The following is a 21,157-nucleotide window of genomic DNA, read 5'->3' as shown; positions in this document are numbered from 1 at the left end:
CCAAGGGCAAAAAAGCCCGCAGTGTGGGCGGGCAAGAGGAACAGGGGAGCAGCAAACGGCAGCGATCTAGCTGCCGCGATAGGTCGAATAGCTGTAAGGCGAAATCAGCAGTGGCACGTGGTAATGGTCTTGCCCGGCGTCGATGCCGAAGCGCAGCACCACTTCATCGAGAAACGCCTGCGTGCCGGACTGCACGCCTTTGCCGCGAAAGTACTCGCCGGCCTGAAACTGCAATTGATAGACGCCAGACTGGTAGTCATCGCCCTGCAACAGCGGCGCGTCGCAGCGGCCGTCGCTATTGGTGACCGCCTCGGCAACTTTCTCCAGCCGGTCGCCCTCGACCCGATAAAGCGCCACGCGAATCAAGCTGCCCGGGCAGCCATGTGCAGCGTCCAGCACGTGAGTGGTGAGTCGTCCCATGGCGTGTCATTGCCTCATTCAGTGAGAGATTAAGAGAGGGCCTGCACCCGAAAAGGGCATCAGCGGTAAGACATGAGCAGGATTAAGACAGTTCGAGCGCAGATTGTACACAATTAAAATCACCTAAATTTTCACTGATCGCCCGCCGCGGCCCCGTGCCCCGGATAGCGACACAAGCCAGATGAATACGCGATTACAAGCGGCATATCTGACCACTCAGGCAGGTTTCTTGCACAGTGGTCCCATGAGGGCCAGAGTGGCGGGAAGTGAAAAAACAGGGTTACAAGTTGTAAATAAAGTTGTATACAATATCACCATCGCAGCGACCGTCGCGGCACCTTGCTGCATCGCCCCGACGACCACCGCCACAGAACACAGGCTAGATAAGGAAGATTGCAGTGAGCGCCGACTACCCACGCGACCTGATCGGTTACGGCAGTAACCCGCCCCATCCCCGCTGGCCAGGCAATGCCCGTATCGCGCTGTCGTTCGTGCTCAATTACGAGGAAGGCGGCGAGCGCAACATTCTGCATGGCGACAAGGAGTCCGAAGCGTTCCTCTCCGAAATGGTCGCCGCGCAACCGCTGCAGGGCCAGCGCAACATGAGCATGGAATCGCTCTATGAATACGGCAGCCGCGCCGGCGTGTGGCGCGTGCTCAAGCTGTTCAAGCAATTCGATATCCCGCTCACCATTTTCGCGGTGGCCATGGCCGCCCAGCGCCATCCGGACGTGATCCGCGCCATGGTCGACGCCGGCCATGAGATCTGCAGCCACGGCTATCGCTGGATCGACTACCAAAACATGGACGAGGCCCAGGAGCGCGAGCACATGCTCGAAGCGATCCGCATCCTTACCGAGCTCACCGGCGAGCGTCCACTGGGCTGGTACACCGGGCGCACCGGCCCCAACACCCGGCGACTGGTGATGGAGGAAGGCGGTTTTCTCTACGACTGCGACACCTATGACGACGACCTGCCCTATTGGGAGCCGAACACCCCCGCCGGCAAGCCGCATCTGGTGATCCCCTACACCCTGGACACCAACGACATGCGTTTCACCCAGGTGCAGGGATTCAACAAGGGCGATGACTTTTTCGATTACCTGAAAGACGCCTTCGACGTGCTCTACGCCGAAGGCGCCGAGGCGCCGAAGATGCTGTCGATCGGCCTGCACTGCCGGTTGATCGGCCGCCCTGCCCGACTGGCGGCGCTGCAGCGTTTTCTTCAGTACGTCAAAGGCCACGAGCAGGTCTGGTTCGCCCGTCGCGTCGAGATCGCGCGGCACTGGCATCAGGTTCATCCCTTCAACGGAGCTGCCGAATGAGCCGTTTTCAGACCCTGACGCCCTCTTCCCTCAGCCGCGACGAATTCGTTCACGCTTTTGCTGACATCTACGAACACTCGCCCTGGGTTGCCGAACAGGCGTACGACCGGGGCCAGCTGCACGAGCTCGATGAGATCGAGACGCTGCACGCACGCATGAGCGACATCCTGTTGAGTGCCGATCACGCCGCGCAACTGGCGCTGATCAACGCTCACCCGGACCTTGCCGGCAAAGCCGCCGTGCAAGGCCAACTGACCGAAGCCAGTACCTCTGAACAGGCTGGCGCCGGTATCCACCAATGCACGGCCGAAGAGTTTCAGCGCTTCACCGAGCTGAACGACGCCTACAAGGCCAAGTTCGCGTTCCCCTTCATCATGGCGGTGAAAGGCAGCAACCGGCATCAGATCCTCGCGGCCTTCGAAACGCGCATTCACAACACAGCCGACGCCGAGTTCGCCTGCGCCCTCGCCGAGATCAACAAGATCGCGATGTTCCGCCTGCAAGCCCTCTGACCGACCGTTCCCACGCCCCTTATCAAAGGCAGACAAAAAGAATGAAAGCTTACGCCGCACCCTTCGAGAAGTTCGTCAACCTGGCCGATGCGCGTCTGGGGACGAAGATCCTGTCCGTTACCGATGACTGGTTCGCCGACGCCAACCGCCTGTTCCAGCCGACCCCTGCGGTCTGGAAAGAAGGCGTGTTCGACGACAACGGCAAGTGGATGGACGGCTGGGAGTCGCGCCGCAAGCGCTTCGAAGGTTACGACAGTGCAGTGATCCGTCTGGGCGTCGCCGGTTCGATCAAGGGCGTGGACATCGACACCTCGTTCTTCACCGGCAACTACCCGCCCTCGGCCTCGCTGGAAGCGTGCTTCCTGGCATCGGGCGAGCCGGACGAGCACACCGAGTGGACCGAAGTGCTGCCCGCCGTCGAGCTCAAGGGTGACAGCCACCACTACCACGAGATCGCTGACGCCAAGGCCTACAGTCATTTGCGTTTCAACATTTACCCGGACGGCGGCGTGGCCCGTCTGCGGGTGTACGGCGTGCCTCATCGGGACTGGTCGGCGGTGGGTGACAACGAGCAGATCGATCTTACTGCTGCGTTGAATGGTGGTCGTGCGCTGGCCTGCTCCGACGAGCATTTCGGGCGCATGAGCAACATCCTCAACCCCGGCCGTGGCGTGAACATGGGCGACGGCTGGGAAACCGCCCGTCGCCGCACCCCTGGCAATGACTGGGTGATCGTGGCGCTGGGACATGCGGGCGAGGTTGAGCAGATTGTCGTCGACACCCTGCACTTCAAGGGCAACTACCCGGACAGCTGCTCGATTCAGGCCGCCTTCGTCAAAGGCGGCACCGACAGCCAGATTGAAACCCAGAGCCTGTTCTGGCGCGAACTGCTGCCGAGCCAGAAGCTGGAAATGCACGCCGAACACACCTTCGTTGAGCAGATCAAGGCGCTGGGGCCGATTACCCACATCCGCCTGAACGTGTTCCCGGATGGCGGCGTGAGTCGGTTGCGGGTGTTGGGCAAGGTGGCGAAATAACGAGGGTACCGTTCTCACACAATGCGGGAACGGACAACACATGAACCTGTAGGAGTGAGCTTGCTCGCGATAGCGTCGGATCAGCCATCACAGGCGTTACAGATATCGCAATCGCGAGCAAGCTCACTCCTACAGATGATTCGTCAATCAAGAGAACAGAAGACCCCGCATGCGCACACTGATCATCGAGCCGTTGACCAAGGCAGCCTTCGCCCCGTTCGGCGATGTCATCGAAACCGATGGCAGCGATCATTTCATGATCAACAACGGCTCGACCATGCGCTTTCACCGTCTGGCCGAGGTTGAAACGGCCACGCCGGACGACAAGGCGATCATCAGCATCTTCCGCGCCGAGGCGCTGGACATGCCGTTGACCATCAGCATGCTGGAGCGCCATCCGCTGGGCAGCCAGGCCTTCATTCCGCTGCTCGGCCATCCTTTTCTGGTCGTGGTCGCGCCACTTGGCGATGCACCTGAACCCGAGTTGACCCGCGCCTTCATCACCAATGGCAGGCAGGGTGTTAATTACCATCGCGGCGTCTGGCACCACCCGGTGCTGACGATCGAAAAGCGGGATGACTTCCTGGTGGTTGATCGCAGTGGCAATGGCAACAACTGCGATGAGCATTTCTTCGAAGAGAGTCAGAAGATGGTTCTCGATCCCCAACTATAAGAAGGGCCCGACCACCCGTTAAGCGGTGGAAGGCAAAGGGTAAAGACTGTGGCTGCACATCTGATGGAGTGGATGAATCTGGGCGTGCGCTGGATTCACATGATCGTCGGGATCGCCTGGATTGGCGCGTCCTTTTATTTCGTCTGGCTGGAGAACAACCTCAACCGCGCCAACCCCCGTGACGGGCTGTCGGGCGACCTCTGGGCGATTCACGGCGGCGGTATCTACCACCTGGAAAAGTACAAACTGGCCCCGCCCACCATGCCGGACGACCTGCACTGGTTCAAATGGGAAGCCTACTGGACCTGGATGTCGGGCGTCGCACTGCTGTGCATCGTGTTCTATTCCAACCCCACCCTTTACCTGCTGGCGCCCGGCAGCACGCTGAGCGGCGGCGCCGGCATCGCCATCGGCGTCGGTTCATTGATCGCCAGCTGGACGATCTACGACATCCTCTGCGATTCGCCCTTGGGCAAGCGCCCCGCCCTGTTGGGCCTCGTACTGTTCGTGCTGGTGATCGCGGCCTGCTTCGGCTTCAGCCAGGTGTTCAGCGGGCGGGCGGCTTACCTGCACACTGGCGCAATCATCGGCACCATCATGGTCGGCAACGTGCTGCGCATCATCATGCCGGCCCAGCGCGCGCTGGTTGCCGCCATCGCCGAGAACCGCACGCCGGACCCGTCGCTGCCTGCCAAAGGCCTGCTGCGTTCACGGCACAACAACTACTTCACCCTGCCGGTGCTGTTCATCATGATCAGCAACCACTTCCCGAGCACCTACGGCAGTCAGTACAACTGGCTGATTCTGGCCGGGATCGCGGTGTGTGCGGTGCTGGTGCGTCACTTCTTCAACACCCGTCACGACAGCCACAAATACGCCTGGGCCTTGCCGGTCGGGGCACTGGGAATGATTTGCCTGGCCTACGTCACCGGCCCGGCGCAAATGACCCGTGGCCCGGACGTGGCGGAGAAAATTCAGTACCAGCCGCTGCCGGGTACGGCCATTGGCGGTCATCGCGCTGATGAGCCGAAGCCTGAGGTCGCGCCAGCGCCTGTCGCCGCTGCGCCTGCAACTGCGCCCGCTGCCCCCAACCGGCACCTGCCGCAGAGGCCGCGGCCCAACCGGCGCAAGCCAGCAGCGGCGGCGGCGTGGATTTCGAGAAGGTCCACAGCGTGATTCAGGAGCGCTGCACCGTCTGCCATTCCGCCAAACCCACCAGCCCGCTGTTCAGCAGCGCGCCGGCCGGGATCATGTTCGACACGCCGCAACAGATCCAGCAACTCGCCCCGCGCATTCAGGCCCAGGCCGTGACTGCGCAGATCATGCCGCTGGGCAACATCACCCAGATGACCCAACAGGAACGTGACCTGCTGGGGCAATGGATTGATAAGGGGGCGCAGACGAACTAAGCAGCTGCAAGCGGCAAGCGGCAAGCCACAAGCTAGAAGCAGTAAGCGGTCGGCTTTAGCTTGTAGCTTGCAGCTAACCGCTCCACCCGCTTCAACCCCAAAATAAGAACAAATGAGGTGTTGCATGTCCGAGTCAACTCACGCGCGCATCCCTGCCGCGCCGCCACGACAGCCCCTGCCACTGCTGCAACTGATTCTGGTGGGCCTGCAACACGTCCTGTTGATGTACGGCGGTGCCGTTGCGGTGCCGCTGATCATCGGCCAGGCCGCCGGGCTTTCCGGGAAGAAATCGCCTTTCTGATCAACGCCGACCTGCTGGTCGCCGGCATCGCCACGGTGGTGCAGTCCCTGGGCATCGGTCCGCTGGGCATCCGCATGCCGATCATGATGGGCGCCAGCTTCGCCGCCGTCGGCAGCATGGTGGCGATGGCCGGGATGAGCGGCGTCGGCCTGCCGGGGATCTTCGGCGCGACCATCGCTGCAGGCTTTTTCGGCATGCTGATCGCCCCGTTCATGTCGAAAATCGTGCGCTTCTTCCCGCCGCTGGTGACCGGCACCGTGATCACTTCCATCGGCCTGTCGCTGTTTCCGGTGGCGGTCAACTGGGCGGGCGGCGGCAGCAAGGCGGTGAGCTTCGGCGACCCGATCTACCTCGGCGTCGCCGCGCTGGTGTTGCTGACGATTCTGCTGATCAACCGCTTCATGCGCGGCTTCTGGGTCAACATCTCGGTGCTGATCGGTATGGGCCTGGGCTACATCCTCTCCGGCTTCATCGGCATGGTCGACCTCAGTGGTCTGGGTCAGGCCGAATGGCTGAAGGTGGTCACGCCCCTGCACTTCGGCCTGCCGCAATTCAGCCTCGCGCCGATCCTGTCGATGTGCCTGGTGGTGGTGATCATTTTTGTCGAATCGACGGGGATGTTCCTCGCGCTGGGCAAGATCACCGACCGCGAAGTCACGCCGGGCATGTTGCGCCGGGGGTTGCTGTGCGACGCGGCCGCCTCGTTTCTTGCGGGCTTTCTCAACACCTTCACCCATTCCTCGTTTGCGCAGAACATCGGTCTGGTGCAGATGACCGGCGTGCGCTGCCGCTCGGTGACTATCGTCGCGGGCGGGTTTCTCATCCTACTCAGCCTGCTGCCGAAAGCGGCCTATCTTGTGGCCTCGATTCCGCCCGCCGTACTGGGCGGCGCGGCCATCGCGATGTTCGGCATGGTCGCCACCACCGGGATCAAGATCCTTCAGGAGGCGGACATCGCCGATCGGCGTAATCAGCTGCTGGTCGCGGTGAGCATCGGCATGGGCCTGATCCCGGTGGTAAGACCGGAGTTTTTCAGCCAGCTGCCACAGTGGATGGGGCCGATCACCCACAGCGGCATCGCCATGGCGACATTGAGCGCCGTGCTGCTGAACCTGCTGTTCAACGTGCTGGGCGGTGCCGAGCGCGCAGCGATGGCCGGGCCGCTGCATTCACATTGAGGGGTTGCCCTGTTTTCGACGGGAGTGCTCTGTGACAGAGCACTTGAGCACCGCTGCGCGAGTCAGTATCCTCCGCCGCCGCTCGAATTCAGTCCAATAACAACACTGCAACTAACCTGACTGACCGGACAACTCTCCGATCAGGCCGTGCATCTTCCAAACGGCATCGAAAAAACCACCAATCGACTGTTCTTTAAACAGCCGGCAGGACTTTTTCGTCTTTTTTCAAGGTGTTGGCTCAGCTCTTGCTATTCACTCAAAGCTGACCAAACAGACAACTTAGTTAATTAAACCCAAGGCGCCATAACAGAGCGTCCGTTCGAAAAAACCACGACGTCAATCCAAGGGAGTCTTACATGAACCGCACGCTTTCCAGCCTGATGGCCGCCAGTAGCCTGCTGGCCGCCGCGCCTGCCATGTCGGGTGATCTGCTGCAGTGGCAGAGCAACAGCCTGACTTACCTTTACGGCAAGAACTTCGCCGTGAACCCTGAGAACCAGCAGACGTTCACCTACGAACATGCCGATGGCTGGAAATACGGCGATAACTTCGTGTTCCTCGATTACATCAGCTACAACGGCAAAAAAGACGGCAGCCTGGGCAATGCATCGACGTACGGGGAGATTTCCCCTCGCCTGTCCCTGGGCAAGATCTTCGATCAGACGTTTCAGCTGGGGCCGATCACTGACGTGTTGTTGGCGACGACGTACGAGTTTGGCGAAGGCGATGTCGAGTCGTACCTCATCGGCCCGGGTTTTGACTTGAAGATCCCCGGCTTCGATTATTTCCAGCTGAACTTCTACAAGCGTTACAACGACGGCCACCGCGCCGGTTACGGTGCCTGGCAGATTACCCCGGTGTGGTCTTACACGATTCCGGTGGGCAAGTCCGACATTCTCATCGACGGTTTCATGGACTGGGTCGTGGACAACAAACAGTCCAACAGCAAAGGCGATTACCACTCCAACCTGCACTTCAACCCGCAGATCAAATACGACCTGGGCAAGGCGCTTAATCTTCCGGACCGGCAGTTGTATGTGGGCGTCGAATACGATTACTGGAGCAACAAGTACGGCATCAACGACACGCGCTCTTTCGACACCGACCAGAACACCGCGAGTTTGCTGGTGAAAGTGTTCTTCTAAGTAAAGGTTGATCTGACGCCGGCTACTGGCTGACCGGCAAGATCGTTATCAATCGGCGTGAAACGCAACGGATCAGGCACCCGGGCGGGTGGCTGATCCGGCGCTCACTTTCCCCAGGCCTGCTGACAACCCCCTTTCAGGAATGCCCTTCCCACGGCAGCGGCTTGCCCGCTCGCACCCTCGCGTTCAGCGAGCGCAACAGGTCGAGGGGATCCCGGTCCTTCATCGCATGACTCTGCTCGTCGACCCAGGTCATGACCTGCTGCCGGTCGAGCGTCGGCCGGCGGTGCAGGATTTCAACCAGCTGCCGCTCGCAATGCTGCGCATACGCAACGACGCTGGAAAACAATGGGCTGTTCATGCTGCCGACACCTCGCCACCGAATACGCGTTCAGCCTTGATAAGGCGCCAGTTCTGCTAATGCTCCCGGTACAACCCGCCACACAATACCACTGGCGCGCCATTGAAACAGCGGCAAGCCGGTGCGGCAAAGGGACGGGGTCGGGTGGCAGTGACAATGTTGAGCCTGCCGCGAGGCCGGTGCTAACATTCGCCACCGCCGAGCAGGCAAGGACAGACCGGTTTATGAGCAGCATCCGCGAGCGCAACAAAGAACTGATCCTGCGCGCAGCCAGCGAGGAATTTGCCGACAAGGGGTTCGCCGCCAGCAAGACCAGCGACATCGCCGCCAAGGCGGGTGTGCCCAAGCCCAACGTCTATTACTACTTCAAATCCAAGGACAACCTGTATCGCGAGGTGCTCGAAAGCATCATCGAGCCGATCATGCAGGCGTCGACGCCATTCAATCGCGAGGGCGTGCCCGCTGATGTGTTGACGCGTTATATCCGCTCGAAGATCCGCATCTCCCGCGACCTGCCCTTCGCCTCAAAGGTGTTTGCCAGCGAGATCATGCACGGCGCGCCGCATCTGACACCCGAACAAGTTGAGCAACTCAATGGACAGGCCCGGCACAACATCGAATGCATTCAGGGCTGGATCGATGACGGCCTGATTGCGCCGATCGACCCCCATCACCTGATGTTCAGCATTTGGGCCGCGACCCAGACCTATGCGGACTTCGACTGGCAGATTTCCACGGTGACGGGCAAAGCAAGCCTGGACGACGCTGATTACGAAGCCGCCGCCCAGACCATCATCCGGCTGGTGCTCAAAGGGTGTGAGCCAGACCGCTGAAGTCAGTAGCTTTCTTCTTTGTCATAGCCCAGGGCCTTGTTCACGCCTTGTAACAGCTGGCCGAAGCTCCAGGGCTTGCGGATGAACACGACCGGATTTACGACACCGGAGCTCTCTGGCGTTTCATGACCTGACATGATCAGGATCGGAATGTGCGGGTACTTGTTGCTCGACAGGTTCGCAAGGTCCGCACCGTTCAAGCTACCCGGCATGAGGATATCGGTGAGAAGGAGCGCCACGTCGCCTGAGTTGCTTTCGAGGTACGTCGCCGCCTCGTCTGCAGTCTCCATCGCATGGGTGGCGAAGCCTTCATCAGCGAGGATCTCGCACACAAACTCGCGAATGATTTCCTCGTCCTCAACCACCAGAATGAGTCCCATGTTTGGTACGTCTGCTGCCATTTGCGCCACATCCACAATAATTATTTCCCATGCCTTCCCGGCCGGCCCTGTCCTGGACTCGGGTGTAGTCCGTACTGTGAGCGGCGCAAGCGCCGGAAATTCCATCGGGAAGCAACATTTGGTCGAAACGTTGTACAGATTTGGCAAATGAATGGGTACACAAGGGTGTTCGCCAAATCGCAGGCAATAAAAAACCCGCCGAAGCGGGTTTGTGCAACACCGTCCAACTTCCTGTTGGCCGCCAATGCCTGGCAACGGTCGATCGTCCTTGATCCTGCAGCGGTCCGTTGCTGCAGTTGATGGATCCAATGTACCGCGAGCACGTGTCACAACCTAGAGCCAAGTTCCTCAGGTCGTGTAAGCCTTTCGCTATACCTGTGTCAGTCCCCTGCGTCCTTGCTCAGGTTTATACCGGTCAGGCCGAGATGCTTAATGACACCGTGGCTTCCCTTCGTTAGAGGGCGCCGGTCAATGCGCTGTCGTGCAAGCGTTAAGAGGGCGGCCTGCCCGAACAAGAAGAATAAAGAAGCGGAGTGACGATCATGAATATGCGCAATCTCTCGATCAGCCGGCGTTTGTGGCTTATTCTCATCGTCGCCGTGGTGATGCTGTTTACACTGGCGGCGGCGATGCTCAAGCAGATCCACGACGATTTGTACGAAGCCAAAACCATCAAGACCATGCACGTGGTGCAGACCGCCAGCGGCCTGCTCGATTTCTACCATGGCCTGGAAACCGCCGGGACCCTCACCCGCGAACAAGCGCAGCAGCAGGCGATGGATGCCATTCGCGGGCTGCGTTACAACAAGACCGACTATTTCTGGATCAACGACCTGCGCCCGGTGATGATCATGCACCCGGCCAACCCCAAACTGGTGGGTCAGGACCTTTCGGGTATCAAGGACCCGGACGGCTTTCAGGTCTTCAACGAGATGGTGACCCTGGCCAAGGCCAAAGGCGCCGGCATGGTCAACTACCGCTGGCCCAAGCCCGGCGCCACTGACGCGGTCGGCAAGACCTCCTACATTTCGCTGTTCGCGCCGTGGGGCTGGATCATCGGCTCCGGCGTGTACATCGATGACGTGCAGGCCGAGTTCTACAAGCAGGTGGTCAAAGCGCTGTCGATCAGTGCCGGGATCATTCTGATCATGGCGCTGCTGTTGATTCTGATCGCGCGCAGCATCGCCGGCCCGCTCAAGGCCACCGTCGAGGCGATGGCTAGCATTGCCAGCGGGGAAAGCGACCTGACCCGCACCCTGGCAACCCAGGGCAACGACGAAGTCACCCAACTGGCCCGGCACTTCAACGCGTTTACCGCCAAGTTGCGTGGCGTCGTCAGCGAGTTGCAATCCTCGGCCGTCGGCCTTGGTCAGGCGTCCAGTGAGCTGGGCAGCAATGCGATACAAGCCCAGGAACGCAGCCAGCAGCAGTCGTTGCAGATGGAGCAGGTGGCCACGGCGGTCAATGAGGTCACTTACGGCGTGCAGGACGTGGCGAAGAACGCCGAGCACGCCGCCAGCGAGATGCGCAACGCCGAGTCCCAGGCGCAGCAGGGTCAGGCCAACATCGACAGCAGCCTGAAGCAGATCGGGCACCTGTCCGGGACGATCGATCAGGCCGTGGAAGTGATTCGCACGCTGGCCAGCGAAAGCACGCAAATCGGCGGCGTGCTGGAGGTGATCAGTTCGATTGCCGAGCAGACCAACCTGCTGGCGCTCAACGCCGCCATCGAAGCCGCCCGCGCCGGTGATCAGGGCCGTGGCTTCGCCGTCGTGGCAGACGAAGTACGCCTGCTGGCCCAGCGCACGCAGAAATCCACGGCGGAAATCCAGGCAATGATCGAGCGCCTGCAGGCGCATTCGGATGCGGCGGTGAAAGTCATCGCCGACAGCAGTCGTTCGTCGCAGCTGACCATCGAGCAGGCCAATCTGGCCGGCAAAAGCCTGACCTCGATCAGCCAGGCACTGCGCAACCTCAACGGCCTCAACGCCTCCATTGCCAGCGCGACCCTTGAGCAATCCCACGTGGTGGAAGACATCAACCAGAACGTCACCCAGGCGGCGCAGTTGTCCCAGAGCACGGCGGTGGCGGCGGAACAGTCCAGCGCGGCGAGCCATCAGCTCAAGGGGTTGAGTGAACAGCTGAATGGGTTGTTGCGGCAGTTTCGGGTTTAAACGACTGACGCCTTCCCGGCTGAAGCCGGTCCCCACGGGGGTCCGCGGTGTTTTCGTAGGACTGGCTTTAGCCGGGAAGGCCCGTTTTGACGCCATCAATTTTGCGGTGTGGCGCCTGACGCTTTCCCGGCTAAAGCCGGTCCCACAGGGGTATGCGGTGTTCTCGTAGGACTGGCTTTAGCCGGGAAGAGGCCCGTTTCGACGCCATCAATTTTGCGGTGTGGCGCCTGACGCTTTCCCGGCTAAAGCCGGTCCCACAGGGGTATGCGGTGTTTTCGTAGGACCGACTTTAGCCGGGAAGAGGCCCGTTGCGACGCCATCAATTTTGCGGCGTGGCGCCTGACGCTTTCCCGGCTAAAGCCGGTCCCACAGGGGTATGCGGTGTTCTCGTAGGACTGGCTTTAGCCGGGAAGAGGCCCGTTTCGACGCCATCAATTTTGCGGTGTGGCGCCTGACGCTTTCCCGGCTAAAGCCGGTCCCACAGGGGTACGCGGTGTTTTCGTAGGACTGGCTTTAGCCGGGAAGAGGCCCGTTTCGACGCCATCAATTTTGCGGTGTGGCGCCTGACGCTTTCCCGGCTGAAGCCGGTCCTACAGGGATATGCGGTGTGTCAGCGAGAGTGGCGATGAAGCGGATGTAGCTTGCCTACAACCTTGCTGAACTACGTACCTCAAGTCATTATGTATACAATAAATACAAATATTGAATACATATATGCCAACCATTCTCACCCGATGCCCCCACCATTGCCCTGACTGGGCCGAAGCCCTACTCAACGGTTTCAGTCAGGTGCTGCTGCAACGCAGCCCCGTCTGCGGGGTTTTCTGTCTGTTGGCGATTCTGATCAGCGCGCCCTCCTCCCTGGGCGGCGCGCTGCTCGGGGCTGTCGCCGGGTTGCTCACGGCGCAACGGCGCGGGTACCCGAAAGTCAGGCGCCAGGCCGGCCTTTATAGCTACAACGGCGTTTTGCTCGGGCTGTTGATCGGCTCTCAGGTCGAGTGGTCGCCGCTGGTGCCGCTGCTGACCATTGCCTGCGGCGGACTCAGCGCGATGCTGATGCACGCCTGGCTGGAACGCACGCCGCGCGCTACGTGCCTCAACGCCTACACCGCGCCCTTCGTGCTGTTTGGCTGGTTGTTAGTGATGTTTATCGAGCCGACTTCAGCCGGCGTCGCAGACGTAAGTCCGATCCACGCGCTGCCGCTGGGTTTTGGTCAGGTGTTTCTGCTTGATCATCCGCTGGCTGGGCTGCTGATCGGTGTCGGGCTGCTGATCGCCAATCGGCGCGCCGCGCTCTGGGCATTTATCGGCTGCATCAGCGGCGTCGCCTTCGTGCTGTGGCAGTCGCAGCCCGATTTGCCGCTGCCCGGCCTGTGCGGCTATAACCCGGCGCTGGCCGGACTGGCCTTCAGTCAGGCGCCGCACAGCCCCTGGTTACCGGCGAGCGCCATTGCGCTGTCGATTCTGTTACAGCCGGGCTTTGCAGCCATGGGGCTTGAGACCCTCACCGCGCCGTTCATTCTGGCCTGCTGGCTGGTGCAGGCCAGCGCCCGGCTGCTGCGTCAGGCTATCGGTGATGACAGGTTGCGCTCCTGAGCGCTTTGTCCCACGCTCTGCCGACCTTGCACGCGGAACGACCCCATGGACAGCAACATCAGCTGGCGCGAACAGCTACGCATCATCATTTTTCAAAGTGACACCAAACCCGGCCGACGCTTCGACAAGATCCTGCTGGTGCTCATTCTCTGCAGCCTGCTCGTGGCGATCATCGACAGCATCGAGGCCGTTCACCGGAACTACGCTGCGCCCCTGGCCTGGATCGAGTGGACCTTCACCTTCATCTTCGCGGTCGAGTACCTGCTGCGCCTGTACTGCTCGCCCAAGCCCCTCAAGTACGCGTTCAGCTTCTACGGCCTGATCGATTTGCTGGCGATCGTGCCGGGCATCCTGGCGATCTATTACAGCGACGCGCAGTACCTGCTAATCGTGCGCGTAGTGCGGATGCTGCGGATCTTCCGCGTGCTCAAGCTCAGCCCCTATCTGAAGCAGGCCAACTATTTGCTGGCGGCCCTGCGGGGCAGCAAACAGAAGATCATTGTGTTTCTCGCCACCGTGTCGACGCTGGTGACGGTGTTCGGGACGCTGATGTACGTCGTCGAAGGGCCGGAGCACGGCTTCACCAGCATTCCAAAGGGCATCTATTGGGCGATCGTCACGCTGACCACGGTGGGCTTTGGCGACATTGTGCCGAAGACCCCGATCGGGCAGATTCTGTCGTCGCTGGTGATGATCACCGGTTACTCGATCATCGCCGTGCCGACCGGGATTTTCACCGCCGAACTGGCCAATGCCATGCGCGGCGATCAGCTGCAGCACGACTGCCCGGTCTGCGCCAAGAACGCCCATGAACCCAACGCGGCGTTCTGTTCGCGCTGCGGCAATGCGCTGTTTCCCAAGCTCGGTGCGATGCCTGCACCGGCAGACGTGCAACGGGACATAAGCACATGAGTTTTTGATCTATTGGGCCGCTGGGGACTTTGGTTATAGTCGCCAGCAATTCGCCATCGCGCTTGGTTATAACAACGGCTCTTTCAAGAGCGAATCACTAAACGCCCCTGCTCAACGCCACAAGGAATTCACAGTGAAAAAGATCTTCGCCGCTTCCCTGCTCGCCGCAGGACTGGCCCTGGGCAGCGCTGCACAGGCCGCCGCGCCGTCGTTGCTCAACGTGTCGTATGACGTGATGCGCGATTTTTACAAGGACTACAACGCTGCATTCCAGAAGCACTGGGAAGCCGAGCACAAGGAAAACGCGACGATTCAGATGTCCTTCGGCGGGTCGAGCAAGCAGGCGCGGTCGGTGATCGACGGCCTGCCTGCCGATGTCATCACCATGAACATGGCCACCGACATCAACGCGCTGGCCGACAACGGCGAGCTGGTGCCGAAGGACTGGGTCACCCGCCTGCCGAACAACAGCGCGCCGTTCACCTCGGCCACGGTGTTCATCGTGCGCAAGGGCAACCCGAAGGCGCTGAAGGACTGGCCGGACCTGGTCAAGGAGGGCGTTGAAGTGGTGGTGCCCAACCCGAAAACCTCGGGCAACGGCCGCTACACCTACCTCTCGGCCTGGGGCTACACGCTGAAGAACGGCGGCGATGAAGCGGCCGCGAAGAAGTTCGTCGGCGAGCTGTTCAGCCACGTGCCCGTGCTCGACACCGGCGGCCGCGGCGCGACCACCACGTTCATGACCAACCACATCGGCGACGTGCTGGTGACCTTCGAGAACGAAGCGGAAATGATCGCCCGTGAGTTTGGTCGCGATCAGTTCGAAGTGGTCTATCCGAGCGTGTCCGCCGAAGCCGAACCGCCCGTCAGCGTGGTGGACAAAGTGGTCGACAAGAAAGGCACCCGCGCGGTGGCCGAGGAATACCTGAAGTACCTGTGGTCGCCAGAAGGACAGGAAATCGCGGCCGCCAACTACTTGCGCCCACGGGATCCGGCGGTGCTGGCCAAGTACAACGACCGTTTCCCGAAAGTGGACTTCCTGTCAGTGGAAAAAACCTTCGGCGACTGGCGCACCGTGCAGAAGACCCACTTCAATGATGGCGGGGTGTTTGATCAGATCTATCCGGCGAAATAAACCAAGATCAAGAACGTCTGCCTAACGGCAGACTGTTTCGCCTTCGGCGAGTTACTTGATAAAGCCCCAAGTAACCAAGGGCTGTTGCTCCTGGTTGGGCCCCTCGTCCCTCGGGGTTCCTTCACTCCGGTCTTGCTCCGTGGGCCCGCGCCGAACGGACATCCATGTCCTGACGGCGCTTTCGCCGCATCCCTGCGGCTCGGCCCACTCCGCAAAACCTGCGTTCAGCCTGCACCCAAGTCGCGATGGGTGTCGTCTGGGCGTTATGCGCATGAAGATCAAAAGCGAAGGCAGATCAAGGGCTTCCCGGCTTAAGCCGGTCCTACAAGTATGCGCGATCAGTAGGACCGGCTTTAGCCGGAAAAGCATCAGCAGGCACGCCGCGAAATTGATGATCGTTGATCGTTCCCACGCTCCGCGTGGAAATGCATCCCGTGACGCTCCGCGTCACCTCACCCGGCTTGAATGCGCGTCGTCAGCGGGACGCGGAGCGTCCAGGGCGGCGTTACCACGCGGAGCATGGGAACGATCGGAATTGATGGTGAGCAAACTGGCCTCTTCCCGGCTGAAGCCGGTCCCACAAAAAGCACTGCGTGCAGCCAGTGAGACCGGTGACGCGGAGCGTCAGGGGTGCATTCCCACGCGAAGCGTGGGGACGATCAAGATCAAAGGCTTCCCGGCTAAAGCCGGTCCTACTAAGCGCTTTTGATCTTCATACACAAAAGGCTCAGTCACGGCCAAACGCGACTTTGGTGCAGGCTGAACGCAGGTCTCGCGCAGTGGGCCGAGCGGCATGGATGCCGCGAGAGCCGCCCCCGCCATGGATGGCGGATGGCGGCAGGCCCACGGAGCGGGACCGGAGTGAAGGAACCCTGAGGAACGAAGGGCCCAACCAGGAGCAAGCACCCTTGGTTACTTGGGGTGCTTTTCCAAGTAACTCGCCGAAGGCGAAACGGTCTGCCCCCAGGCAGACGCCCTTGATCTTGATCTTGATCTTAAGGACCTTGATCTCGCAGAAGCAGGAATCAATTCCCGAACTGTTTGCTCAACCCCGGCGGCACACCGCTGGCATCAGTCTCCTGCCAAGGCCCGCTTGGCGAGGTCGACCAGGTCCAGCCGTTGTTCCAGCGATAATACGTGCGCTGGCGGTAGAAGGTATTCGGCACGTTATCCAGCACATGCACACCCAGGCGCGCATCCCAGTGGCTGTTGCCACCCGGCGGCGGGGCGAAGTGTGAAGAAGTTTTCGGACCTGGTGCGGGAATCGGCGTCGACGGCGGTGTCTGCGGCGCCGTGCGCGGGGTGCCGGGCTGCGGGGTCGGCGACGGGCCGGGCATGGTCGGGATCGGCTCGGAACTCTGTTCGGAGCTCCGGGACCCCGGATGTTGCACCGCACAGGCTGCGGTCAATCCCACCACCAGAGTCAACAAGGCAAAACGGGCGACGCGATACATAAGGACTCTCTACTCGCTGCGTTAACGGGATTACTGATCGGGGCTGTCGATGGTCAGGGCCTGCAGCGCCGTCACGTTGCTCGGCAACGGCTGGCTACGACCGACCCATTCGCCCGCTGTGGGCTGACCGGCACGGGACACCCGAGCCACGAGTTGGACTTCGGCAAAGTTCGACAGTTTCAGCTGCGGCATCATCGCGTCGGCGTCAGTCAGCTCGACTTCCACTGGCAAGTCGGCCACGGTCACGCGCTTGACCGCCAGCGGCGCCGGCGGGCCTGACACCGCGCGGGCAAACACAAACACCGTGTCGCCTGGCTGCACTTTGGCTTTCAATGTCTCCGACAGCGTGACACGTACCTTCAGATGCGCGCCCTGCACCGCCACCGGCGGGGTGTTTTCAAGCGTGCCGCCGCTTCGTACGAGCTTGTCACGGGCGCGTTTGATCCCGCCTTCCAGCGCCCCGCGGAGGGATCGTCCGGCGGCAATACCGCCAGCAACCGCGTCCAGTAGCTCACCGCCTGATCAAACTGCTGGCTTTCGAAGGCGTTGATGCCCATCAGGCCCAGGCTGGTGACTTCCTTGGGATTCAACTTCAGCGCTTCTTCGACGATCCCCTGGATCTGCGGGGTCCAGGCCTTGTTGCCAGCGAAATACAGAGCCTGGGCCCATTGCCCCAGCAGTTCGGGCTGACGGCCGGCCAGCTTGGCCGCGCGCTCGAACATCCGCGCGGCATCGGCCGGGCGATCCTGGGCCATGTAGGTCCGAGCGAGGAAATACGCGCTCTCGGCTGAATCCGGCTGCGCCTTGACCGCGCGCTCCAGGCGCTCGATCATCTGCGCCAGCGAGCCCGGTGGCTGGGAAAATTCCCGCGTCAGCTCGACCTTGTCCGACGCGCCGAAATGCAGATACAGGCCCAACGCCAACACCGGGACCAGAATCGCGGCGAGCAACGGCAGCGGCTTGCCCAGGCGGGACACCCGCTCGGGACCCACGCCTTCGGTGTCGGCAAGCAATTCACGGGCAGCCTCGGCGCGACCGCCGTCCAGTTGCGCCGACGAGAGAACGCCCTCCTCCTGCTGCGTTTGCAGCTCGGTGATGCGTTCCTGATACAAGGCGACGTTGAGGGCGGTGCGATCTTCTTCAGTCTGCGCGCGACGGCCGCGCAACACCGGTATCAGCAGAAAACTCAGGGCCGCCAGCAACAACAGGCCGGCGGCCATCCAGAAATCGATCATTCGCGGTTTTTATCCAGCAAGTGGGCGAGGCGCTGACGCTCCTCGTCGGAAAGCACGTCGGCGTCTTCGCGGTCTGAGCGGCGACGGCGCACGACAATCACACCAATCAACACCGCGCCGACCAGCAGCAGCCCGGCCGGACCGAACCAGAGCAGCCAAGTGTGGGCATTGAGCTCGGGCTTGTAACGCACGAACTCGCCGTAGCGATCGACCATGAAATCGATAATCTGTTGATTGCTTCGGCCTTCGCCAAGCATGCGGTAGATTTCTTTGCGCAGGTCGGCCGCGATGGGCGCGTTGGAATCGGCGATGTCCTGATTCTGGCACTTCGGGCAGCGCAGCTCGCGAGTCAGTTCGGTGTAGCGAGCCCGCTCGGCGTCGTCCTTGAAGGTGTACGCATCAATCGCTGCCTGGGCCACACCTGCAAAACCCAGCGCCAATACCGCAGCAGCCGCCAGCCGCCGAATCCAACGCAGCCCAACCTGTGGGAGCGAGCTTGCTCGCGAAGAGGCCCGAACAGCCGCCACATCATGCCGGCTGATCATTCTGAGCCCTCATCCACCAGCGCCTGATACTGCCCCGCCAGCTTCTCGCGCCACACGGTCTCGTCGATCACGCCGACATGCTTGTAACGAATGACGCCCTTCCCATCGATCAGAAAGGTCTCAGGCGCGCCATACACACCCAGATTCAGCCCCAGGCTGCCGGCCTCATCATTGATGTTCAGCTGATACGGATCGTGAAAGTCCTTGAGCCACTTCTGCGCTTCGGCGTTCACATCCTTGTAATTGACGCCGTAGATCACCACGCCCTGTTGCGCCAGTTTGGTCAGCACCGGGTGCTCGACGCGGCAGGCCACGCACCAGGTGCCCCAGACGTTGACCAATGCCGGTTTGCCAAGCAGGTCGGCGCGAGTCAGGGGCTTGCCATCCTGCACCGCAGGCAAACTGAATTCAGGGAACGGCTTGCCGATCAGCGCCGACGGCAATTCCGACGGATCCAGATACAAGCCTCGATACAGCAACCCCGCCATGCCAAGGAACAGCACCAGCGGACCGAGCAACATCCAGCGCTTCATACCGCCGCTCCCGTAAGGCCCAATGCGTCACGCACCTTCGTACGGACCTTGACGCGATAACGTTTATCCAGCGCTGCCAGCAGACCGCCCAGCGCGGTGATGAGCCCGCCGAACCAGATCCAGCGCACGAACGGCTTGACGTGGACACGCACCGCCCACGCGCCGTTTTCCAGCGGTTCGCCCAGCGCCACGTACAGATCGCGGGTAAAACCGGCGTCGATGCCGGCCTCGGTCATCATCGAACGCTGCACCGTGTACAGGCGTTTTTCCGGGTGCAGCACGGTGATTTCCTTGCCGTCTTCCAGCACGCGAAGGGTGCCGCGGTCGGAGGTGAAGTTCGGGCCCTGGTAATGCTGGGCACCCTCAAAGACAAACATATAGCCACCCAGTTCTACCGACTCGCCAGGGGCCATGCGCAGGTCGCGCTCAGCGCTGTTCTGGCTCGACAACACAACGCCCAGCGCCAGCACTGCGATGCCGAGGTGCGCCACCTGCATACCCCAGTAACTGCGGGTCAGCGAGCGAGCGCCCTTGAGCAGGCCTTTGTGGCGTGTCTTGTCGAACAGGTCGCGCACGCCGGCCAGCAACACCCAGGCCGCCAGCAAACAGGTGGCAAGCACCGCCCAATGGAAGTCGGCCATGGCGAAACCGGCGATGACCGCCAAGACCGCGCTGCCGACCAACACCGGCGCGAGCATGCTCAGCAGCCACTTGACCGGCGTGTCCTTCCAGCGCACCAGCACGCCCACCGCCATGACTGCCATGAGCAGCCCCATCAGCGGCACGAACAACGCATTGAAATACGGCGGGCCGACCGACATCTTCGCCCCGCTCAACGCATCCAGCACCAATGGGTACAGCGTGCCGAGCAGGATCATCGACGCGGCCACGACGAGCACGAGGTTATTGCCCAGCAGCAGGGTTTCCCGGGACCACAGGCCAAAGCCGACATGGCTTTTCACCACCGGCGCGCGGATGGCAAATAGCGTCAGTGAGCCGCCCACCACCATCAGCAGGAAGATCAGAATGAACACGCCACGGGCCGGGTCAGAGGCGAAGGCGTGCACCGACGTTAGTACGCCGGAGCGCACAAGGAAGGTACCGAGCAGGCTCAACGAAAAGGCCGCGATGGCCAGAAGCACGGTCCAGCTCTTGAACACGCCGCGTTTTTCCGTGACCGCCAGGGAGTGAATCAGCGCCGTGCCCACCAGCCATGGCATGAACGAGGCGTTTTCTACCGGGTCCCAGAACCACCAGCCGCCCCAGCCGAGTTCGTAATAGGCCCACCACGAACCCAGGGTGATGCCGATGCCGAGGAAGGCCCAGGCAACGATGGTCCACGGCCGCGACCAGCGCGCCCATGCCGCATCAAGCCGACCGCCAAGCAAAGCGGCGATGGCGAAGGCGAAGGCCACGGAGAACCCGACATAACCCATGTACAGCATCGGCGGGTGGACGATCAGGCCGATGTCCTGGAGCAACGGGTTGAGGTCGCGGCCGTCCTGGGGAATCTGCGGCAGGATGCGGGTGAAGGGGTTGGAAGTGAGGATCAGAAACAGCAGAAAGCCAACGCTGATCATGCCCATCACCGCCAGTACGCGGGCGAGCATGACCTGGGGCAATTGCCGGGAGAAGATAGACACGGCGAAGGTCCAGCCACCGAGGATCAGCGCCCAGAGCAGCAACGACCCTTCGTGTGCGCCCCAGACAGCGCTGAATTTGTAGTACCACGGCAACGCGCTGTTGGAGTTTTCAGCGACGTAGGCCACGGAAAAATCGTCGACCATGAACGAATGGGTCAGGCAACCGAAGGCAAACACCAGGAATGCAAACTGACCCCAGGCGGCGGGCTGGGCGAGGCTCATCCACAGGCGGTCGCCGCGCCAGGCGCCCAGCAGCGGCACGCTGGCCTGCACGATGGCGAAACACAGGGCCAAAATCATGGCCAGATGGCCGAGTTCGGGAATCATCGTTTACC

Annotated in this window: 17 protein-coding genes and 3 pseudogenes; 12 read left to right on the top strand and 8 right to left on the bottom strand. The window is 61.3% G+C overall.

Going from position 1 to position 21,157, the window contains the following annotated elements:
• Positions 1-66: 66 nt before the first annotated feature.
• Positions 67-420, bottom strand: coding sequence for a hydroxyisourate hydrolase (gene uraH / locus JN403_RS13410; protein ID WP_205482751.1), 354 nt, complete (start codon positions 418-420; stop codon positions 67-69).
• Positions 421-818: 398 nt separating this feature from the next.
• Between uraH and puuE the strand changes: the two genes are divergently transcribed.
• From puuE to JN403_RS13375, 7 genes and pseudogenes are all read left to right on the top strand, one after another.
• Positions 819-1,745, top strand: coding sequence for an allantoinase PuuE (puuE, locus tag JN403_RS13405; RefSeq protein ID WP_205482749.1), 927 nt, complete (start codon positions 819-821; stop codon positions 1,743-1,745).
• Positions 1,742-2,257: a 2-oxo-4-hydroxy-4-carboxy-5-ureidoimidazoline decarboxylase gene (gene uraD / locus JN403_RS13400; RefSeq protein ID WP_205482748.1), complete on the top strand. Its 516-nt coding sequence runs from the start codon at positions 1,742-1,744 to the stop codon at positions 2,255-2,257. The genes puuE and uraD overlap by 4 nt, the downstream gene beginning before the upstream one ends.
• Before the next feature lie 41 nt (positions 2,258-2,298).
• Positions 2,299-3,294: an allantoicase gene (gene alc / locus JN403_RS13395; RefSeq protein ID WP_205482747.1), complete on the top strand. Its 996-nt coding sequence runs from the start codon at positions 2,299-2,301 to the stop codon at positions 3,292-3,294.
• A gap of 169 nt (positions 3,295-3,463) precedes the next feature.
• Positions 3,464-3,967, top strand: coding sequence for an ureidoglycolate lyase (locus JN403_RS13390; protein WP_122622636.1), 504 nt, complete (start codon positions 3,464-3,466; stop codon positions 3,965-3,967).
• Between the two features lie 48 nt (positions 3,968-4,015).
• A pseudogene (locus tag JN403_RS13385) lies at positions 4,016-5,376 on the top strand (urate hydroxylase PuuD).
• A 223-nt stretch (positions 5,377-5,599) separates the two neighbouring features.
• A pseudogene (locus JN403_RS13380) lies at positions 5,600-6,855 on the top strand (nucleobase:cation symporter-2 family protein).
• Between the two features lie 356 nt (positions 6,856-7,211).
• Positions 7,212-8,000 carry a hypothetical protein gene (locus JN403_RS13375; RefSeq protein ID WP_122622634.1) on the top strand — a complete coding sequence of 263 codons (789 nt, stop codon included), beginning with the start codon at positions 7,212-7,214 and terminating at the stop codon, positions 7,998-8,000.
• 136 nt (positions 8,001-8,136) lie between these two features.
• Here JN403_RS13375 and JN403_RS13370 read toward each other — a convergent pair whose 3' ends face one another.
• A complete protein-coding gene (locus JN403_RS13370; RefSeq protein WP_065988731.1) occupies positions 8,137-8,361 on the bottom strand; it encodes a hypothetical protein in 225 nt (74 codons plus the stop codon).
• Positions 8,362-8,585: 224 nt separating this feature from the next.
• Between JN403_RS13370 and JN403_RS13365 the strand changes: the two genes are divergently transcribed.
• Complete coding sequence (locus JN403_RS13365; RefSeq protein ID WP_172612830.1) at positions 8,586-9,194, top strand: TetR/AcrR family transcriptional regulator; 609 nt, start codon at positions 8,586-8,588, stop codon at positions 9,192-9,194.
• A gap of 2 nt (positions 9,195-9,196) precedes the next feature.
• Here the strand turns inward: JN403_RS13365 and JN403_RS13360 are convergent, their stop codons facing one another.
• Positions 9,197-9,595, bottom strand: coding sequence for a response regulator (locus JN403_RS13360; RefSeq protein ID WP_205482746.1), 399 nt, complete (start codon positions 9,593-9,595; stop codon positions 9,197-9,199).
• A 542-nt stretch (positions 9,596-10,137) separates the two neighbouring features.
• On the opposite strand from JN403_RS13360, the gene JN403_RS13355 reads away from it, so the two are divergent.
• From JN403_RS13355 to JN403_RS13340, 4 genes are all read left to right on the top strand, one after another.
• Positions 10,138-11,769: a methyl-accepting chemotaxis protein gene (locus JN403_RS13355; RefSeq protein WP_205482745.1), complete on the top strand. Its 1,632-nt coding sequence runs from the start codon at positions 10,138-10,140 to the stop codon at positions 11,767-11,769.
• Between the two features lie 714 nt (positions 11,770-12,483).
• On the top strand, positions 12,484-13,365 hold the full coding sequence (locus JN403_RS13350; RefSeq protein ID WP_205482743.1) for an urea transporter: 882 nt from the start codon (positions 12,484-12,486) through the stop codon (positions 13,363-13,365).
• Between the two features lie 45 nt (positions 13,366-13,410).
• On the top strand, positions 13,411-14,277 hold the full coding sequence (locus JN403_RS13345) for an ion transporter (protein ID WP_122622628.1): 867 nt from the start codon (positions 13,411-13,413) through the stop codon (positions 14,275-14,277).
• Between the two features lie 133 nt (positions 14,278-14,410).
• Positions 14,411-15,412, top strand: coding sequence for a sulfate ABC transporter substrate-binding protein (locus tag JN403_RS13340; RefSeq protein WP_205482741.1), 1,002 nt, complete (start codon positions 14,411-14,413; stop codon positions 15,410-15,412).
• 1,025 nt (positions 15,413-16,437) lie between these two features.
• Here JN403_RS13340 and JN403_RS13335 read toward each other — a convergent pair.
• The 5 genes and pseudogenes from JN403_RS13335 to JN403_RS13315 form a co-directional block, all read right to left on the bottom strand.
• Positions 16,438-16,866 carry a hypothetical protein gene (locus JN403_RS13335; RefSeq protein WP_122622861.1) on the bottom strand — a complete coding sequence of 143 codons (429 nt, stop codon included), beginning with the start codon at positions 16,864-16,866 and terminating at the stop codon, positions 16,438-16,440.
• A 30-nt stretch (positions 16,867-16,896) separates the two neighbouring features.
• Positions 16,897-18,101, bottom strand: a pseudogene (gene ccmI, locus JN403_RS13330) (c-type cytochrome biogenesis protein CcmI).
• A complete protein-coding gene (locus tag JN403_RS13325; protein ID WP_240356972.1) occupies positions 18,098-18,568 on the bottom strand; it encodes a cytochrome c-type biogenesis protein in 471 nt (156 codons plus the stop codon). Before JN403_RS13325 ends, ccmI begins: the two are co-directional and overlap by 4 nt.
• Positions 18,569-18,642: 74 nt before the next feature.
• Positions 18,643-19,179, bottom strand: a complete 537-nt coding sequence (locus JN403_RS13320; protein WP_205482737.1) for a DsbE family thiol:disulfide interchange protein — start codon at positions 19,177-19,179, stop codon at positions 18,643-18,645.
• Entirely contained in the window at positions 19,176-21,149 is a 1,974-nt protein-coding gene (locus tag JN403_RS13315) for a heme lyase CcmF/NrfE family subunit (RefSeq protein WP_205482735.1), read from the bottom strand. Before JN403_RS13315 ends, JN403_RS13320 begins: the two co-directional genes overlap by 4 nt.
• Positions 21,150-21,157: the final 8 nt, after the last annotated feature.

It is taken from the genome of Pseudomonas sp. 15A4, assembly GCF_016925575.1.
Lineage (GTDB): Bacteria > Pseudomonadota > Gammaproteobacteria > Pseudomonadales > Pseudomonadaceae > Aquipseudomonas.
This window is presented reverse-complemented; position numbering and strand designations above follow the sequence as displayed.